Genomic DNA, 16,796 nt, shown 5'->3' on the forward strand with positions numbered 1-16,796 from the left:
ATAAACTAGGGTGGCTTATCCACGCAATAAGGACGGCAAAATGAAACATCTATTTGGCACGACGGCAGTATTGGGTACCGCGGCAGTATTGATGCTAACAGGATGCAGTTTGGTGCAGCCCAAAAACGAAACTTTGCATTACCAATGTGGTGGTACCAAGCTAACGGTAATGCAAGATAATAAGCAGGATAAAGTCAGTTTAGTGCTAGACGGCAAACAGCTTACCTTGCCGCAAGTTCGTGCCGCTTCCGGGGCCAAATACAGTGATAATCACTATACTTTCTGGTCGAAGGGCAATACGGCTTTTGTTGAGCGAGACGAAAAAGTCATTATCAATGACTGCAGACTGCTGACGACCCCCAACGACGCGATCTTGCAAGGTGAGGACAGGTAGAAGAGTAAAGCGTCCGCGCCAAGGACGGCGCGGCTCGAGCCTCCAAGGAGGGGTTTACGGCGTCTTTACGATCTGCCTGTTTTCACCGTTACGGGCACTTTGTCATTAACCTCAAGTCATTATCAATGACTGTATGTTGATAAAATAAATACTTTGATCAAGTAATCAGGCTGTTGTCGGCTCAGGGTGATTGTGATTCTGCCGCTGTGAGGGCAAAATGACAATCACTGCTTTCCTGCGCGATACCGAGCTTATATGACTGACAATAATGAATTTGATGTTGCAGATTTGCGCCGTGAATATATTCGTGGCGGTCTACGCCGCAGCGACTTAACCGAAAATCCATTGGAATTGTTTGAGCGCTGGTTAAAACAGGCTTGTGATGCGCGTTTACCCGATCCAACAGCCATGTGTGTGGCGACAGTGGACGCCAACGGCCAGCCCTATCAGCGGATTGTGCTGCTAAAACATTATGACGACCAGGGTTTGGTGTTCTATACCAACTTAGGCAGTCGCAAAGCGCAGCAGTTGGCGCAAAACCCGCATATCAGCTTATTATTCCCTTGGCATATGCTTGACCGGCAAGTCATCTTCCTTGGCACAACGGAACGGCTTTCCACCCTCGAAGTGCTGAAATATTTCAGTTCTCGCCCCAAAGATAGTCAGATTGGTGCCTGGGTATCCCAGCAATCCTCACGGATTTCCGCTCGTGGCGTATTGGAAAGTAAATTTCTCGAGCTTAAGCAAAAATTCCAACAAGGTGAGGTGCCGCTACCCAGTTTTTGGGGGGGATTCCGGGTTAAATTCGACTCTGTCGAGTTCTGGCAAGGAGGTGAGCACCGCCTGCATGACCGATTTATCTATCAACGGAATGCAGATACCTGGAAAATTGACCGTTTAGCGCCGTGAGAATGATGAAATAATTGTGGTTAAGCCTAGCGCTCATCGGGCGGGCGCTTTATTCTATACCCGCCATACTTCAAGCTGCATGCGCGTTGACTGCTTTCGTTCACCCCAGTCACTTACTTGAGTAAGCTCCTGGGGATTTGCTCAATTGTCGCCTTCCTGCAACTCGAATTATTTAGGGTGTAAATCCGCGTTACCTCGTAAAAGACAAATTTTTTGTAAAAATAATTTTGTAAAACAATGGAGTCGTTGATGACCAGCAGCAACCTGATTAAACAATTGCAAGAGCGGGGCCTCGTTGCCCAGGTTACGGATGAAGACGCGTTAGCAGAGAGACTGGCGCAAGGGCCAATTTCACTGTATTGCGGTTTCGATCCTACCGCAGACAGCTTGCATTTGGGTCATCTGGTTCCATTGTTATGCCTAAAGCGCTTCCAACTGGCAGGGCATCGCCCGGTTGCTTTAGTGGGGGGGGCGACTGGTATGATTGGTGACCCAAGCTTCAAAGCCAGCGAACGTAAGTTGAATACCGAAGATACGGTGAATGAGTGGGTGGAGAAAATCCGTCGGCAGGTTTCGCCATTCCTGGACTTTGATTGCGGTGACAATAGTGCTATTGCGGCTAACAACTACGATTGGTTCGGTGGCATGAATGTGTTGACGTTCCTGCGTGATATCGGCAAACACTTCTCTGTTAATCAGATGATCAACAAAGAAGCCGTCAAACAGCGTTTAAATCGCGATGATAGCGGTATTTCATTTACCGAGTTCTCCTACAATTTGTTGCAGGCTTATGATTTTGCTTGCCTGAATAAAGCGCACGGCGTTGCATTACAAATTGGGGGATCTGACCAATGGGGTAATATTACCTCTGGTATCGACTTAACCCGTCGTCTTCACCAGCAGCAGGTTTATGGCCTGACTGTGCCATTAATTACCAAAGCAGATGGTACCAAGTTCGGTAAAACCGAAGGTGGCGCGGTGTGGCTTGATCCGAAGAAAACCAGCCCTTACAAATTCTACCAATTCTGGATCAATACCGCAGACGCTGACGTTTATCGCTTCCTGAAATTCTTTACTTTCATGAGTTTGGAAGAGATTAACGCACTGGAAGAAGAAGATAAAAACAGTGGCAAAGCGCCACGCGCTCAATACGTGTTGGCGGAAAATGTTACCGGTATGGTGCATGGCGAAGAAGGTCTGGCTGCGGCAAAACGTATCTCTGCCAGCTTGTTCTCCGGTGATTTAAACGACATGACAGAGGCTGACTTTGCTCAACTGGCGCAAGATGGTATGCCGACCATTGAACTGACTCGTGACGCCGATTTGCAGCAAGCGTTGGTCAATGCGGAGTTGGTGCCTTCCCGTGGTCAAGCTCGCACCATGATTAGCTCGAATGCGGTGGCGATTAATGGTGAGAAGCAATCTGATCCGGAATACGCTTTCACGGATGCCGATCGTCTATTTGGCCGCTATACCTTATTGCGCCGCGGTAAAAAACATTATTGCCTGATTAGCTGGCTGTAAGAGTAAAAGAAAATAAGGGGCAAGATATGTCCCTTATTTTTTTGCTGATGGTTTATTCACTTTAGGCCGTACCAATGAAAAATATACTTTCGATTCAGTCACATGTTGTTTTTGGCCATGCAGGTAATAGCGCGGCTGAATTTCCTATGCGCCGGATGGGTGTTAATGTCTGGCCGCTAAATACCGTACAGTTTTCGAACCATACGCAATATGGTCACTGGACGGGATGTGTTATGCCGGCCAGCCATCTGACTGAAATTGTACAAGGTATTGCTGATATTGACCGACTGAAAGATTGTGATGCTGTATTGAGTGGCTATATTGGTTCACCAGAGCAAGGTGGTCATATATTGGCGGCTGTCGCGCGGGTGAAGCAGGCCAATCCTAACGCCTGGTATTTTTGTGATCCGGTTATGGGGCATCCTGAGAAAGGCTGTATCGTGGCACCCGGTGTGGCAGAGTTTTTCTGCCAGGAAGCATTACCTGCCAGTGATATTATTGCGCCAAATCTGCTCGAACTGGAACAACTCAGCGGCGTACACGTAGACAATGTTGAGCAAGCGGTAAAAGTCGCCCGTGACCTCTGTGCGAAAGGGCCGAAAGTCGTTTTGGTCAAACATTTGAGCCGTGCCGGTTATCACCTTGACTGTTTTGAAATGTTATTAGTGACCATGGATGATGCCTGGCATATCAGTCGTCCATTGGTAGATTTTGGCGCACGCCAGCCAGTGGGTGTGGGTGATTTGACCAGTGGATTATTGCTGGTAAATCTACTTAAAGGCGAGCCCTTGGATAAAGCGCTGGAGCATGTAACGGCTGCGGTATATGAAGTGATGTTGAAAACGCAGCAGATGGGGGAGTATGAACTTCAGGTGGTTGCGGCACAGGACGCTATTGTTAACCCTTCCTGTCATTTTACTGCGACAAAATTATAATCTTGGTATGCAGTGCCCCTTATTTAGGGGCACTTCAAATAAGTGACTTTCTTATTTCTTCCCGTCTTCTGCTGCCAGCGCGGCTTTAACTGCCGGACGCTCTGCTACCCGCGCCATATATTTATCTAAATGGCTGCGCTGTTTAATTTCAAGTTTCAGTGCAGTTGCCCAGCGGGTTACGGTAAATAGATAAGCATCGGCTACGCTGAATTTTGAGCCTAACAGATAATCATGCTTTGCTAATACGCCATCGACATAGCTAAATTGCTTATCCAGCCGTTCACGGGCAATAGCTTTATATTCGTCTGGTGTTTTCGGGTTAAACAGCGGGCTGAAACCTTTATGTAATTCAGTCGCAATGAAGTTTAACCACTCAATGGCGTGGTAGCGGGAAAGGGTGCCTGATGGTGCAATCAGGTGGCGATCAGGCACTTTATCTGCCAGATATTGCACGATAGCCACACCTTCAGTGAGTAGGCTTCCGTCATCCAGTAGCAGAGCAGGCACTTGTCCTTTCGGGTTGATGCGCAAATAGTCTTCACCCGTTTCAGTTTTTTTAGTCGCCAAATCGACACTTTCAATACTGAAGTCTAGCCCCGCTTCACGTAATACAATGTGGGGAGACAAAGAGCAGGCACCGGGTTTATAGAACAATTTCATCACAAACTCCTTAATAGCATACTGAAAGAGAAAAACTTCCATTAATCCTAAGACAGGCAGACAAAAAATGCAGCTAGTGCAATGTAATATAATTATGCAGGAAGTGATAAGTTGACCTACAGCAGTATATTTCCCCCACTGTAGGCCACTTGTGACAGTTATTTTCTGTCAGTGGAGATTGTTACCGTGGTGGACGTGTGCTGATCGAGGCAGACCAGCTAAAAGTGGTGGTGCTTGGTGCTGTTTTTTTGGTTTTTCTTTCTACGCGGGTTAATTTTGCGATTTGTTCGCGGGCGTTCATGATCTTTTCTATGGCTTCGTCTTTTACTTTATTTTGTTCTGAGTTGGTTAATGCCCTTCCTAAATTTATCCTGGCTTTATCGAGTTGCGTTTTGACGTCACGTTGCTCACTTTCAGTCATTTCTTTTAATGTCAGCTTTTTCATTTTTTTTGCCTTGTTTGCCTCAGTCCTACTTAGTGTACAACTTTATCCTAAGTGGAGATGTAAGAGATTGCGATCTGGGCGACATTAATCACGATAAAAGCCTGTTAGTGACTTCAAATAGGGAATTAGCACCCGCTCTCAGCAAAATAATGCCAAGAGCGGAGCACCGCAGTTATTTTAAGTAATTATAGCAATCGCGAACCGTAACCCCACAGTAAAACGGTCAGGCCAAGAAGTAACTCTAAAACCAGCACTCCGATGGCAAAGGTAGAACCAGAGAAGATAAAACCTTCTTGTCGGTCAATATTGAGGAAGGTGGGGATGCCCAGATACATCAAGTAACCGGCATAGCAAAGTGCAATTACCCCGACCAATAAGCACAACCAGATAATTGGGTAGAGGGCGACCACTCCGGCCAGCAACATCGGCGTCGCAGCATAACCGGCAAACAAGGTGCAGCGCTGCCAACTTGGGCGGCTTTCATAGCGGCGCGCCATCCAGTAAATCACCCGGCCCATCAGTGCTACGGCAGCCAGAATCAAAACGTAAAAAATGACAGCGAAATAGAGCGCGGTTAGGGAGGCCAGTTTTATGCTCTGCCCATCACCAAAATGCCAACCGACTTGTGTGGTGCCGATAAAGGCGCAAATCACAGGGATAGCAGCCATCAGGAGAATGTGATGAGCATACATGTGGCGTACACTTTCGCCTTCACGTTTGATTTGTTGAAACTCCTGACCGGGATGGGTCATAAGCCCCCAAACATGGTTGATCATAAATCACCTCCTGATCGGTTATCGACCGCAGATAACAGACATGTATCAGCCTGAGATAGGGAGTAAAATTCTGCGATATAAATTGAGTATAGTTTATTTTTTGTACACCAAGAGTGTGACGTTATTCACATTGGTGTTGAGCGGTGGTGCAGACATAATTGGAGGGAATGAATAAGATAAATCAGCAATACTATTTGATGAGTTAATCATAGGAGTAGATCATGGGTATTCAGGGAAATGATAGTCGTATCGACAATATAGAGTTTACTGTCAGTGATATTACCCGTTCAAAAGATTTTTACGGGACGGTTTTTGATTGGCGCTTTACTGATTATGGGCCGAGCTATTGTGAGTTTACCGATGGTCGATTGACGGGAGGATTCACTTTAGGCGAAGTTAAGCCTAATGGTGGGCCACTTGTCATTCTGTATGCTGATAATTTAGAACAGATGCAAAAACGTTTGGAACAGACGGGTGCCAAGATTGTCATCCCGATATTTGCTTTCCCAGGTGGGCGGCGTTTCCACTTCACCGATCCGGATGGATATCAGTTGGCCGTATGGTCAAATAACTGACAGCCCGCAGATGCCAAAAAAGAAAGCGCTCCCGAAGGAGCGCACCAGACTGCTGACAAACCCCAACGACTCGATCTTGCAAGGTGAAGGCAGGTAGAAGAGTAAAGCGTCCGCGCCAGGGACGGCGCGGCTCGAGCCCCCAGGGAGGGGTTTACGGCGTCTTTACGATCTGCCTGTTTTCACCGCTGCGGGCACTTTGTCATTAACCTCAAGCGCTCCCGAAGGAGCGCTCTTAACCAGCCAGCAGATTAAACAACTGCGGCAGGAGAGGGTTTGTTACTGTCACTTGGTGCCAATGTCATGCGATACAGTTTTGGTGCGGTGAGCATCATCAGAACCGCGATGATAGCGGTAACAATACCAATCTGCATAAACACATGACTATAGATAGCAAGTGACGCATGGGCGTCGGTGATATCACTTGGTACCGCGGTCAATGCGGCAACTTTACCGGCGATCAAGGCAGCAGCAGCAGTGGTCAGGAACCATGACCCCATGATGAAGCCCATTAAACGCTGAGGCACCAACTGTGCGACCATCGCCAGACCCAGACCTGAAATCATCAGTTCACCGATGCTTTGCAGCGCATAGCTGAGGATCAACCAATTGACGGAAACAATGCCGTGTTCGTTGGCAAAGCTTGCACCCCACGGCAGCACCAGGAAGGCTGCGGAACAGAGCACCATACCGAAAGCAAACTTATGCGGCATTGGCAGGCGGTCGCCCATTTTGTTATAGACGGCAGCCAGTATTGGGCTGGCAACCATAATCCAGAATGGGTTCAATGCCTGATATTGTTCCGGCTCAAAGGCAATACCAAAGATAGAATGTTCAACGTTATGAATCGCGAAGAAGTTCAGTGATGTTGGCATTTGGCTGTACAAGACAAAGAACACCACCGCTTCCAGCATCAGCAGGAATGCGACGATCATTCTACGACGTGCGGTACCGTGCAGTGAGAATGTCTCTTTGGCAAAGATAAAAATAATGCCGACAGAAACCAGTGCTAATGCCCAGCGTGCCACTATTTGGTTGTGTAGTAGCCAGCTTGACAATGCAACCAGAGCGACGACACCCACCAAAACCATCAGCAGCTTTTTAAATTGTAATGGAGCAAAGTCAGGTTTAGAACCTTGGTTTTTCACCCATTTACGGCAGAACCAGAAGTTCACCAGCGTGATCAGCATCCCGACAACACTCAGTGAGAATGCTACGCTCCAGCCATACTTTGCTGCTAACCACGGGGTCGCCAGCATAGAGAAGAACGAACCGATATTGACGGACATATAGTACATAGTAAATGCACCGTCCAACCGCGGATCGTCTTTGTTATAGCAGGTTGACAGCAGGGAAGATGGGTTGGCTTTGAACAAACCATTACCAACTGCAATAGTTGCCATACCCAGATAGACCCAAAAAATGTCATGACCGGAGTAGGCTATCATGGCATAACCCACTGCCAGCGTCAGCGCACCCAACACAATGACGCGCTTTGCACCGAGGACTTTATCTCCTAACCAGCCACCAATGGCAACAAAACCATAAACCAAGGCGCTGAAGGATGAGAACAAGGTGATAGAGTCGGCTTCGCTCATCCCGAGCATTTTCACCAAATAAACGGCCATGATCCCTTGCAGGCCGTAATAACCAAAACGCTCCCAAAGCTCGATAGAGAAGATCAGGTAAAACGCCTTCGGTTGCTTGAAAGCATTCATGCTGATTTCAGGCTGGCTGTTGTTTGGTGGCTGTGTTGATTGTTGATTGTTGTTTGCTGTTGACACGGAAACCTCTGTTTTCACTACCCGCCATAAATGACAGGAAAGACAAAAGTGAATGCGCGAGATGGCATCCTTTTGCGTTGTTATAAGATGTTTAGCGGCGGTTAATGTTCACTATCTTTGTCAACGAGACAAGGCTTTTGTAATATTCCGTTACATATATCTTACTCAACGCGATAAAGCTATGTTGCAAATGTTATGCAGTATTAACGTTTATGTTTTCGCTGTTTGGCGAATTTTTGTTTTGATTAAATGCTGAACTGATTTTGTTCAGGCATATATTCTGCTATTTGGCTATTTTATGGTTCATATCGTTATATGTATGTGAATAACCAAATCATTATTGTGCTTATAGTGATATATCTGAAACTATCCAAAATTAGATTAAATGTTAACCAGGCAAATGCCTGAGTTGAGCAGTGAAGTGAGATCTGGATCAGAGAGTTGTGTAAATTTTAGCGGGTAAAAACAGCAATACGGCAAAACACGGATACAGGCACAATGATATACTGCATGGAATCATGAAAATCTGAGAATGTGTATGGATATCAAACAGCTTATCTATCTCTGTAATTTGGAGCGCGAGCGGCATTTTGGCCGAGCGGCTGAAGCCAGTTTTGTGAGTCAGCCAACATTGTCGATGCGTTTGAAAAATCTGGAGCGGGAGCTGGGCGTTGCACTCATAAACCGTGGCAATAACTTTGAAGGATTTACCGCAGAAGGCGAACGCGTATTATCGTGGGCGAGAGAAATTGTCTCTGTTTATCAGGGGCTAAAATTGGAAGTCGAGTCACTTAAAAATGGGTTGAATGGCACATTACGTATTGGCGTGGTGCCACAATGCAGTATCTCATTGGCACGATTACTGAAGAGCGCCGGCGAACGCTATCCTCATCTGGACTATCGGGTCTCGGTGTTAAGCGCGGATCAATTGTTGGAAGCGTTAACCGGTCATTCGGTTGATGTAGGCATAGGTTTTTTTGAACTGACCATACTCAATGAGCTGCATTTTCAAGCTCAACCGCTAGTCGATAGCGGGGTTGATGTGGTGTTTCATCCCGAGCATTTTCCTGAGTTGATAGGCACCGAGCCACTGACACTTTCTCAGGTAGCAGCATTGCCACTGTGTTTGGCGGAGCCTGGCCGTTACTTCCGGCGTTATCTGGATAATAGTTTCCACGATGCAGGGTTATCACTGCACGCTCGGCTGGAAAGCGCATCGATATTTCAGTTGCTACAAGGGATCTTTGTTGGGTTGGGCTGTGGTTTATTCCCTCAAGGCAGTTTACTGGCAGAGATGTCTCCGGCATTACTGCGAAGGCCGGTGGATATTCCTAAAATGAGCCGGCATGCTGCGGTGGTGGTGGCTGAGCCAGGGCGGGTAACACCGCTGGCCCAGCACTTCTTTGACGTTGCCCAAGAGTGGCTGACTTCCCACGAGGCGTCATAACTGAGGTGACCGCTGAATTTAAACCGTTTGCCCCAGAGTGTGGCGTAACCGGTTAGTCCATCCCGCAGAGGCGGCGCTGAAGATAATCCCCAGTAACTGTTTATCACCGAGGCCCATCGCCCGCAACGGGCTAATATGCTGCTGGCTAAAGCGCTCTGGTGCGCGGGTCAGTTCGGCCGTAACAGCGATAAGCTGGTGAGATATTTGCTCAGTAGCTTGTGCTGCCAGAGCTTGATCGACTCCGGCCTGTAACGCGGCTAGTAATGCGCTATCTTTAGTTAATTGTTGCAAATTATGCTGATGATGAGCCTGGCAGTAGAGGCTGCCGTTGATTCGGGCACTGACCAATGATACCCATTCCTGCCAGTCCGCGGGGACTCGATCAGGGTTATCTAATTGAGCGGTAATCGCGCTATAGGCGGACAAACTCTCTTGATGGTGCGAGAGCAACTCGTTGAGTGTCACCTCGCTAGCTACTGAGGTATCCTCGGCTGTAACGGAGTCGCTTTGCGCCAGCGAAGGCAGCCAACCTTGCCATTGTGGCTCACTTTCTAATAACAGGGCTGACGGGGCATCTTCCATTCGTGGGAAGCCGGGTAGCATGACGGTTGGATAGCCCGCCTGAGCAGAAAAACCGGCGACGACTCTGGCCTGGAATCCAACAAAACCAATTATCTGCGATAAAACAATAATATCTGCATCGGTTAGTCCTACCTCAGCCAACTGTTGCAATGCATGTCGGTCAATCAGTGTCGGTTGGCTGGCGAGTTGGCGCGCATATTGGGTAATTTGTGTCAATCGCATATTACTTTCCCGCGAGGCATCTGGGCTGGAAAGTGGTGTGAGGAGGGCGGCATAGTGACTGCATAAACGCTGAATTCCGGTAACTTGTGCGACAGTTAAGGCGCTACTTAATCGGTCATAGAGGGAAAATGTATTCTCGTGATTTAGCGCGACAACCGCAGGGAAAAGTGCCAGGTACATGGCATCTGAGGCAGATAAAATAGCAGCGTAATGCTGTAGGGAATGAGTTAATGCCAGCGGAATATCGTTGGCTAAACCGAGCAGGAAAATGCCTTGCTCAAGGGGGGCACCAATCTGATATGTATTGCCGATGTTGCCACTATTGGCCGTGTCACTTTCGTCGACAATTTGTGTTGCAAGAGCACCACCACTGCGCTGAGTTTCATGATACCAATGCGCATTATCTTGTCGTCTAAATTGCACCATAATGACCTCCGTTAGGGGCAGCAACGCGCCAAAGTGAAAGGTGAAAGAAGCACCTCTTCAGGCGACAGGTACAGATGAATACTGAACAAGATAGGTATTGCGGTATCTGGCTGGGCGTTATGCAAAGTGCGAGGGTTCAACATCGGCAAGATATCCTGTTGTTTTATGGAATGAACACAGTGGATATCATTGCTGATTGAGTTGGCGAGATAAAATAATGTTAAACCATAATCCATAACTAAAAGTAATAACATATTATTATATATAACAAAAATGTTGTTACGTTAGTTAATAATTGGCTAACGGGGGGATAGCATCATAAAATTTCCGCGATCAGACGATCGCGGAGGCAGGTTTGTGTGCGGATGACGTGACAATGTCACATTAACCCTGTGGCGGTTAGAAGTTTGCGCTATCCCGACGCCAGGCATCTGCGGTCAGCGCTTCACCAAAATGACTGGAAATCAATCGCTTAGTCAGGTCATGCAAGGGTGCTGCCAGCACTTCTGCGGTACTGCCCCGTTCCACAACTTCCCCTTCATGCATCACAATCACCTGATCACTGATATGCTTCATCATGCCTAAGTGTTGGGTCACATAAATATAGGATATGCCGTGCTTTTCCTGTAACTCCAGCATCAGATTAATAATCTGTGAACGCATGGACATATCCAGTGACGCCAAAGCTTCATCGGCAACAATCACTTTTGGTTGCAGGATCAATGCTCGCGCCAGCGCAATACGCTGTTTCTGACCGGAGGCCAACATATGTGGATAGTAATTCGCGTGATCCGGTAACAACCCCACCTGGCGTAAAGTCTGGTAGATGCGCTGTTCGCGCGCGGCAGCATCTAAATCGGTATTCAGCTTTAACGGTGCATCCAGTAGTTGACCAATACGTTGACGCGGGTTAAGCGAGGTACTCGGGTCTTGGAAAATCATCCGAATACGCTGGCTGCGATAAGCATAATCACCATACACCAGGCGGTGATCGTCGATGAGCAATTCACCGTCGGTCGGTTCAATCATGCCCGACAGCATTTTAGCTAAGGTAGATTTACCCGAACCATTTTCACCAATAACTGCCAGTGTTTGTCCTTCGCGTAAGGTGAAACTGACCGCTTTAACCGCCTCCACATGCTGGCGACGAAACAGCCCAGTGCGATAGCGAAAGGTTTTGCTCAGGTTACGGACTTCGAGCAGTGTCTCGGCCATTATTGCTCCTCCAGATTTAAGGGGAAGTGGCAGGCAAAGGCGTGGTTTTTCACCAATCGCAAGCGCGGTGTTTCGATACAGGTTTTCTGGGCATAAGGGCAACGCGGCCCCAGACGACAACCAATCGGCAAGTGCTCCAATGAAGGAATCGCACCCGGTAAAGTATTCAGCCGACTTTTGTGGGGCAGAGAGCGGCCAAAGTCAGGCATGGCGCGGATCAGCGCTTGAGTATAAGGGTGGTGTGGGGACGCCAGCAGGTCTTCACAAACCGCACTTTCCACCGTCTGACCGCAATACAACACATTAATCCGGGTGGCCCATTTACTCATCATTTGTAAGTCATGGCTGATGAGCAAAATTGTGGTGTTATTGTTTTGATTCAGCCGCGCCAGTAAACGGAAAATTTGTGCCTGAGTGGTGGGCTCCATCGCATTGGTGGGCTCATCGGCAATCAGTAAGCGGGGCTGATTGGCCAGCGCAATAGCAATCATCACCTTCTGGCATTCGCCTTCGGTCAGTTCGTAAGGGTAGCTGCCCATAATGTCTTTATGGTCTTTAATCCCCACCCGATGCAGCAGCTCAATGGCCCGACGTTTACGCCAATGGAATCGCTGCCACCAGCGGCCTTTGTAAGTCCAACCGGGTATAGCTTGCACCAGTTGCCGACCAATACTTTCTGACGGATCCAAACAGGATTGCGGCTCCTGGAAAATCATCGAAATATTATGGCCGATCACCTTACGTCGCTCACGGGGCGTCAACTGCAACAGGTCAATATCATTAAAGCGAAAACGGTCAGCGGTAATACGCCAGTTATCTTTGCTTACGCCACAGATAGCCTTGGCAATCAAACTCTTGCCCGAGCCTGATTCGCCGACTATTCCACGGACTTCCCCCTCCGTGAGGGTGATACTGATGCGGTCAACCGCCTTCACCATCCCTTCGGCGGTCATAAATTCAATGGTGAGGTTGCGAATATCCAGTAATGGCATTATTCCACCCCCGCATTAATAGCTCGGCGCATACCATCACCTAACAGATTAACCAGCAGTACACTGACCAAAATGGCCCCGCCGGGTAACATCACGGTCCACGGCGCGACATAGACTAAATCCAGTGAATCTCCGAGCATCGCCCCCCATTCAGGTGAGGGTAATTGCGCGCCTAAATCAAGAAAACCCAAGGCCGCAATATCCAAAATCGCCATTGAGAGCGCGCGAGTAAATTCAGTGACTAACACTGCCGCGATATTCGGCAAAATGGCATAGGCCAAAATATGGGGAGTAGATGCACCATCCAGACGGGCGGCAATCACATATTCTTTATCCAATTCATCATGCACGGCACTGTAAATAGTGCGCACCATGCGGGGCAGTAGTGCTAGCCAGACGGCGAACATGGCGTGTTCTAAGCTCGGGCCGACAAAAGCCACCACAATAATGGCTAGCAGCAGGGAAGGGATTGAGAGCAGGGTATCCAGTACGTGATTAAGAATGGCTGAACGAAAACCGTGGGTGATACCTGCAAACACCCCGAGGATCACGCCACACAGTGCTGCTGCCACTGTCACCAACAGCGCCGACCCATAAGTGGATGCAGTGCCCGCTAATAAACGGCTTAAAATATCGCGCCCTAAGTCATCAGTGCCGAGGAAGAAAGAGACATTGCCGTAACGTGACCATGAGGGGGGCAGTAACTGGTAGCCCAAAAACTGTTGATCGAGCGCGTAAGGGGCTAGCGTGCTGCCCAACACACAGAGTAATAATAAACCCAGCACGCCATAAAACCCCACCATTGCCAGACCATCGGCATAGAAAAGCCGCCAGGTATACAGCAGCGGGCTGGGCATTTTCTTCTCGCGGTAGACATTATCGAAGGGCATACCATTCCTTATGCTTTAACGGCGTCATCATCGCGCCCAGAATATCCGACAGGACGTTAATGACGATAACCAACGAACCAACCACCATCACACCGGCTGAAATGGCGGCGTAATCTTGTTGGCGAATCGCATTGATTAGCCAACGACCTAACCCCGGCCAGTTAAACACCACTTCGGTTATCATCGCCAGAGTCAGCATGGTCGAGAACTGTAACCCTAATTTTGGAATGATGGGCGGGAGTGCATTGTGCAGAACATGGCGGCGAATAATAGTGAATCTGGATAAGCCGCGGGTGGCCGCTGCTTTAATATAATTCTGCCCGATAACATCGTCGGTACTGGTGCGCATCAGGCGGATAACTTCAGTGGTGGGGGCCACGGCCAGTGCCGTGATGGGTAAAATCATATGTTGCAACGCACTGAGCATCATCTCTTTACGATAGGGCGAAGGTGACAACCATGCATCCACCAATGCCAGCCCGGTGACGGGTTTCACTTGATATAACAGGTCAAACCGCCCAGAAACCGGCAGCCAACCCAAATGCAGTGAAAAGAACAACATCAATAGCAGAGCCAGCCAAAACACCGGGATTGAGAAGCCGAGCAGCGCTATTGAACTGATGGCAATATCAGCAAATTTGCCGCGCATCACTCCGGCAATAATCCCCAGCGGAATACCGACAAACAGTGCCAGGGTAAAGGCCAGAACACACAGCTCCATAGTGGCAGGGAAAGCTTCGCGCAATTGCTCACTGATCGGCTGCCCATTAATACTGGAAACGCCAAAGTCCCACTGAAGTAAGCTGCTGAAATAGAAACGGTAGGCATCAAGCAGAGATGCGCCATTCAAGGGGGCATGAGGAGTAAAATAGCTCAGGCTAAAACTGACCAATGACAACATAAATAGGGTTATCACCAACAGTAATAAGCGCCGTAACGTAAAGATTATCATGGTTTTTTCCCCTCATCGGCAGGACTTTCGCGAAATACACCAGCAAAAGAAGAATTACCAAACGGGCTTAACACTAAACCTTTAATATCATAACGGTATGCTTGCAACCGCAAGGATGACGCCAGGGGTAACAGCGGCAATTGCTGTTCCAGAATGCGTTGGGCTTGCTGATAATATTCAATACGTGCCGATAATTGCTGGGAACGTAAGGCTTTTTGCAGCAACTCATCAAACTCAGGGTCACACCAGTGAGCATAGTTTGTTTGCGATCGAATTGCCGCACAGCTTAACAATGGGCGGAAGAAACTGTCGGGGTCATTACTGTCGGTTGACCAGCCAGAGAGTGTCAAGTCGTGGCTCATTTCCATCAGGCGCGCTTCCTGGAACCGGCCTTCGACCGGCACGATACTCACCGTAATCCCGACCTGCGCTAAATCAGCTTGTATCAACTCCGCGGTTTTTAACGGGCTAGGGTTATAGGACTGCGATGCGGTCGGTACCCATAAGTTGAGTTGCAGCTTGGTGATACCCAGCTCTTTGAGGATCGCTTTGGCTTTTTCCGGATTATATTCAGTCACCTGGGCCTGGTTATCATAAGCCCATGATGCACGGGGTAAAATGGACGCCGCTGTTTCCGCCGTGCCGTAATAAATTGATTGCATCAATCGTTGGTTGTTAATAGATAAGGCGATGGCCTGGCGGACGCGTTGATCATTCAGTGGCGGCTTGCGGGTATTAAAGGCCAAATAGGCCACGTTCATTCCTGGGCGCAGGGTCAAGCGCAGGCGGGGGTCATCGCGTAAAATAGATAACTGGCTAGCGGCGGGATAGGCCAACACATCACATTCGCCAGTCAATAACTTGGATAAACGGCCCGTCCCACCCGCGCCGAGGTCAATGACGACCTGCGGCATACGCGGCAAACCTTTCCAATAATCACTGTTACGGAACAAACGGATATATTGCCCAGACCGATATTCGTTTAGCAAGAAGGGGCCAGTGCCTACCGGTTCGCGGTCGATCTGCTCTTGTCGGCCTTTTTGGCTTAATACATCGGCATATTCGGCCGAAAGGATCGGCGCATAGTGGGTTGCTAAATGCCAAAGAAATGAGGCATCGGGGGCTTTCAGTTTAAATTCAACGGTATAGTCGTCAATTTTTTTGACGCTTTGCACCGCATCTGCAAATTGTAGGCTATCAAAGTAAGGGTATTCACCGCCGTTGACATCATGATAGGGATGCTGCGCATCAAACACTCGTTGGAAACTGAACACCACGTCATCAGCATTCATCTTGCGGGTGGGAGTAAACCAATCAGTCGTCTGGAACGGGACATCTTTACGCAAATGAAAACGGTAGGTGGCGCCGTTATCCAGCACTTGCCAACTTTCCGCCAATTCAGGACTTAACCGGTAGGTGTAGGGGTCAACATCCAATAAGCGGTCATAAAGCTGTGCCGCCAGAGTGTCGATAGTCAATCCGCTACTGGCCATCTGTGGGTTGAAGGTATTCAGTATCCCACTGACACAATAGACAAAACCGCGCTGACGGATATCCGGCAGAGGTTGAGTCGGTTCGGCAACTGGGGCCGGTTGCGCCAGCGCTGGGGGCGCAAGGCAAGCCAGCGACAGCATCCAAATCGATAGCATCAAAATTAGTAACGCACGCATAAACGCTTCGCAATCAGTAAGCAATACTCTTAGTGTACCGTAATCTGGCACGCCTCCCAATCCATTGAGCAAAACAACTGCGCTGTCTGCTGTTTGTTGCAGCAATTGAGAGCAATAAACAGCAAATTATTGTTTATTCACCGAGAAATCGTGAATGCATCATTGGCAGGAAAGGTTTTTCATTCTGAAATTGGCCATAATTCCATCAGAATTAGCATGGGAATGAGAAAAATTCTCAACAAAGTGTTTGCAACTGCTATTGATAACTATTATCATCTGTTTGCTCTTCGAGACAAAGCTAGTTGTTTCAGGCTTTTGACAGAAAAGCACGACATTGCTCACATTGCTTCCAGTGTTTTTTAAGCCAGCTCGGGTGCTGGCTTTTTTTTTGCCTGCCTACA

General features: G+C 48.4%; 16 protein-coding genes. 6 read left to right on the top strand and 10 right to left on the bottom strand.

Features of this window, described 5'->3' with window-relative positions:
- Positions 1 to 40 precede the first annotated feature (40 nt).
- From FGL26_RS04520 to pdxY, 4 genes are all read left to right on the top strand, one after another.
- Positions 41 to 394, top strand: a complete 354-nt coding sequence (locus FGL26_RS04520) for an MliC family protein (RefSeq protein ID WP_005169480.1) — start codon at positions 41 to 43, stop codon at positions 392 to 394.
- A 255-nt stretch (positions 395 to 649) separates the two neighbouring features.
- Positions 650 to 1,303 carry a pyridoxamine 5'-phosphate oxidase gene (pdxH, locus tag FGL26_RS04530; protein WP_005169486.1) on the top strand — a complete coding sequence of 218 codons (654 nt, stop codon included), beginning with the start codon at positions 650 to 652 and terminating at the stop codon, positions 1,301 to 1,303.
- 249 nt (positions 1,304 to 1,552) lie between these two features.
- Positions 1,553 to 2,827 (top strand): tyrosine--tRNA ligase, encoded by a 1,275-nt coding sequence (gene tyrS, locus FGL26_RS04535; protein ID WP_005169489.1) that lies wholly within the window; start codon positions 1,553 to 1,555, stop codon positions 2,825 to 2,827.
- Between the two features lie 74 nt (positions 2,828 to 2,901).
- A complete protein-coding gene (gene pdxY / locus FGL26_RS04540; protein WP_005165910.1) occupies positions 2,902 to 3,762 on the top strand; it encodes a pyridoxal kinase PdxY in 861 nt (286 codons plus the stop codon).
- 51 nt (positions 3,763 to 3,813) lie between these two features.
- On the opposite strand, the gene gstA is transcribed toward pdxY, so the two are convergent.
- The 3 genes from gstA to FGL26_RS04555 all read right to left on the bottom strand — a co-directional run bounded on the left by gstA (position 3,814) and on the right by FGL26_RS04555 (position 5,643).
- Positions 3,814 to 4,422, bottom strand: a complete 609-nt coding sequence (gene gstA, locus FGL26_RS04545) for a glutathione transferase GstA (RefSeq protein WP_005169494.1) — start codon at positions 4,420 to 4,422, stop codon at positions 3,814 to 3,816.
- 181 nt (positions 4,423 to 4,603) lie between these two features.
- Positions 4,604 to 4,867 carry a YjbD family protein gene (locus tag FGL26_RS04550; protein ID WP_004706625.1) on the bottom strand — a complete coding sequence of 88 codons (264 nt, stop codon included), beginning with the start codon at positions 4,865 to 4,867 and terminating at the stop codon, positions 4,604 to 4,606.
- 185 nt (positions 4,868 to 5,052) lie between these two features.
- Complete coding sequence (locus FGL26_RS04555) at positions 5,053 to 5,643, bottom strand: Yip1 family protein (RefSeq protein WP_005169498.1); 591 nt, start codon at positions 5,641 to 5,643, stop codon at positions 5,053 to 5,055.
- A gap of 221 nt (positions 5,644 to 5,864) precedes the next feature.
- Between FGL26_RS04555 and FGL26_RS04560 the strand changes: the two genes are divergently transcribed.
- Entirely contained in the window at positions 5,865 to 6,218 is a 354-nt protein-coding gene (locus FGL26_RS04560) for a VOC family protein (RefSeq protein ID WP_005169499.1), read from the top strand.
- Positions 6,219 to 6,466: 248 nt separating this feature from the next.
- Here the strand turns inward: FGL26_RS04560 and dtpA are convergent, their stop codons facing one another.
- Positions 6,467 to 7,999 (bottom strand): dipeptide/tripeptide permease DtpA, encoded by a 1,533-nt coding sequence (dtpA, locus tag FGL26_RS04565; RefSeq protein ID WP_005169502.1) that lies wholly within the window; start codon positions 7,997 to 7,999, stop codon positions 6,467 to 6,469.
- A gap of 538 nt (positions 8,000 to 8,537) precedes the next feature.
- Here dtpA and FGL26_RS04570 point away from each other — a divergent pair.
- Positions 8,538 to 9,446 carry a LysR family transcriptional regulator gene (locus FGL26_RS04570; protein WP_005169504.1) on the top strand — a complete coding sequence of 303 codons (909 nt, stop codon included), beginning with the start codon at positions 8,538 to 8,540 and terminating at the stop codon, positions 9,444 to 9,446.
- A gap of 18 nt (positions 9,447 to 9,464) precedes the next feature.
- Here the strand turns inward: FGL26_RS04570 and FGL26_RS04575 are convergent, their stop codons facing one another.
- The 6 genes from FGL26_RS04575 to sapA form a co-directional block, all read right to left on the bottom strand.
- Complete coding sequence (locus tag FGL26_RS04575; RefSeq protein ID WP_005169507.1) at positions 9,465 to 10,676, bottom strand: hypothetical protein; 1,212 nt, start codon at positions 10,674 to 10,676, stop codon at positions 9,465 to 9,467.
- Positions 10,677 to 11,075: 399 nt separating this feature from the next.
- Positions 11,076 to 11,891: a putrescine export ABC transporter ATP-binding protein SapF gene (sapF, locus tag FGL26_RS04585; protein ID WP_005169510.1), complete on the bottom strand. Its 816-nt coding sequence runs from the start codon at positions 11,889 to 11,891 to the stop codon at positions 11,076 to 11,078.
- Positions 11,891 to 12,883 (bottom strand): putrescine export ABC transporter ATP-binding protein SapD, encoded by a 993-nt coding sequence (gene sapD, locus FGL26_RS04590; RefSeq protein WP_005169513.1) that lies wholly within the window; start codon positions 12,881 to 12,883, stop codon positions 11,891 to 11,893. The genes sapF and sapD overlap by 1 nt, the downstream gene beginning before the upstream one ends.
- Positions 12,883 to 13,773 (bottom strand): putrescine export ABC transporter permease SapC, encoded by an 891-nt coding sequence (gene sapC / locus FGL26_RS04595; protein ID WP_005169515.1) that lies wholly within the window; start codon positions 13,771 to 13,773, stop codon positions 12,883 to 12,885. Before sapC ends, sapD begins: the two co-directional genes overlap by 1 nt.
- On the bottom strand, positions 13,760 to 14,725 hold the full coding sequence (sapB, locus tag FGL26_RS04600; protein WP_005169521.1) for a putrescine export ABC transporter permease SapB: 966 nt from the start codon (positions 14,723 to 14,725) through the stop codon (positions 13,760 to 13,762). The genes sapC and sapB overlap by 14 nt, the downstream gene beginning before the upstream one ends.
- The gene (gene sapA, locus FGL26_RS04605; RefSeq protein ID WP_005169524.1) at positions 14,722 to 16,395 is read right to left on the bottom strand and encodes an ABC transporter substrate-binding protein SapA; all 1,674 of its coding nucleotides are present in this window, start codon (positions 16,393 to 16,395) and stop codon (positions 14,722 to 14,724) included. The genes sapB and sapA overlap by 4 nt, the downstream gene beginning before the upstream one ends.
- Between the last annotated feature and the right edge of the window lie 401 nt (positions 16,396 to 16,796).

It is taken from the genome of Yersinia enterocolitica subsp. enterocolitica, assembly GCF_901472495.1.
Classification (GTDB): Bacteria; Pseudomonadota; Gammaproteobacteria; order Enterobacterales; family Enterobacteriaceae; genus Yersinia; species Yersinia enterocolitica.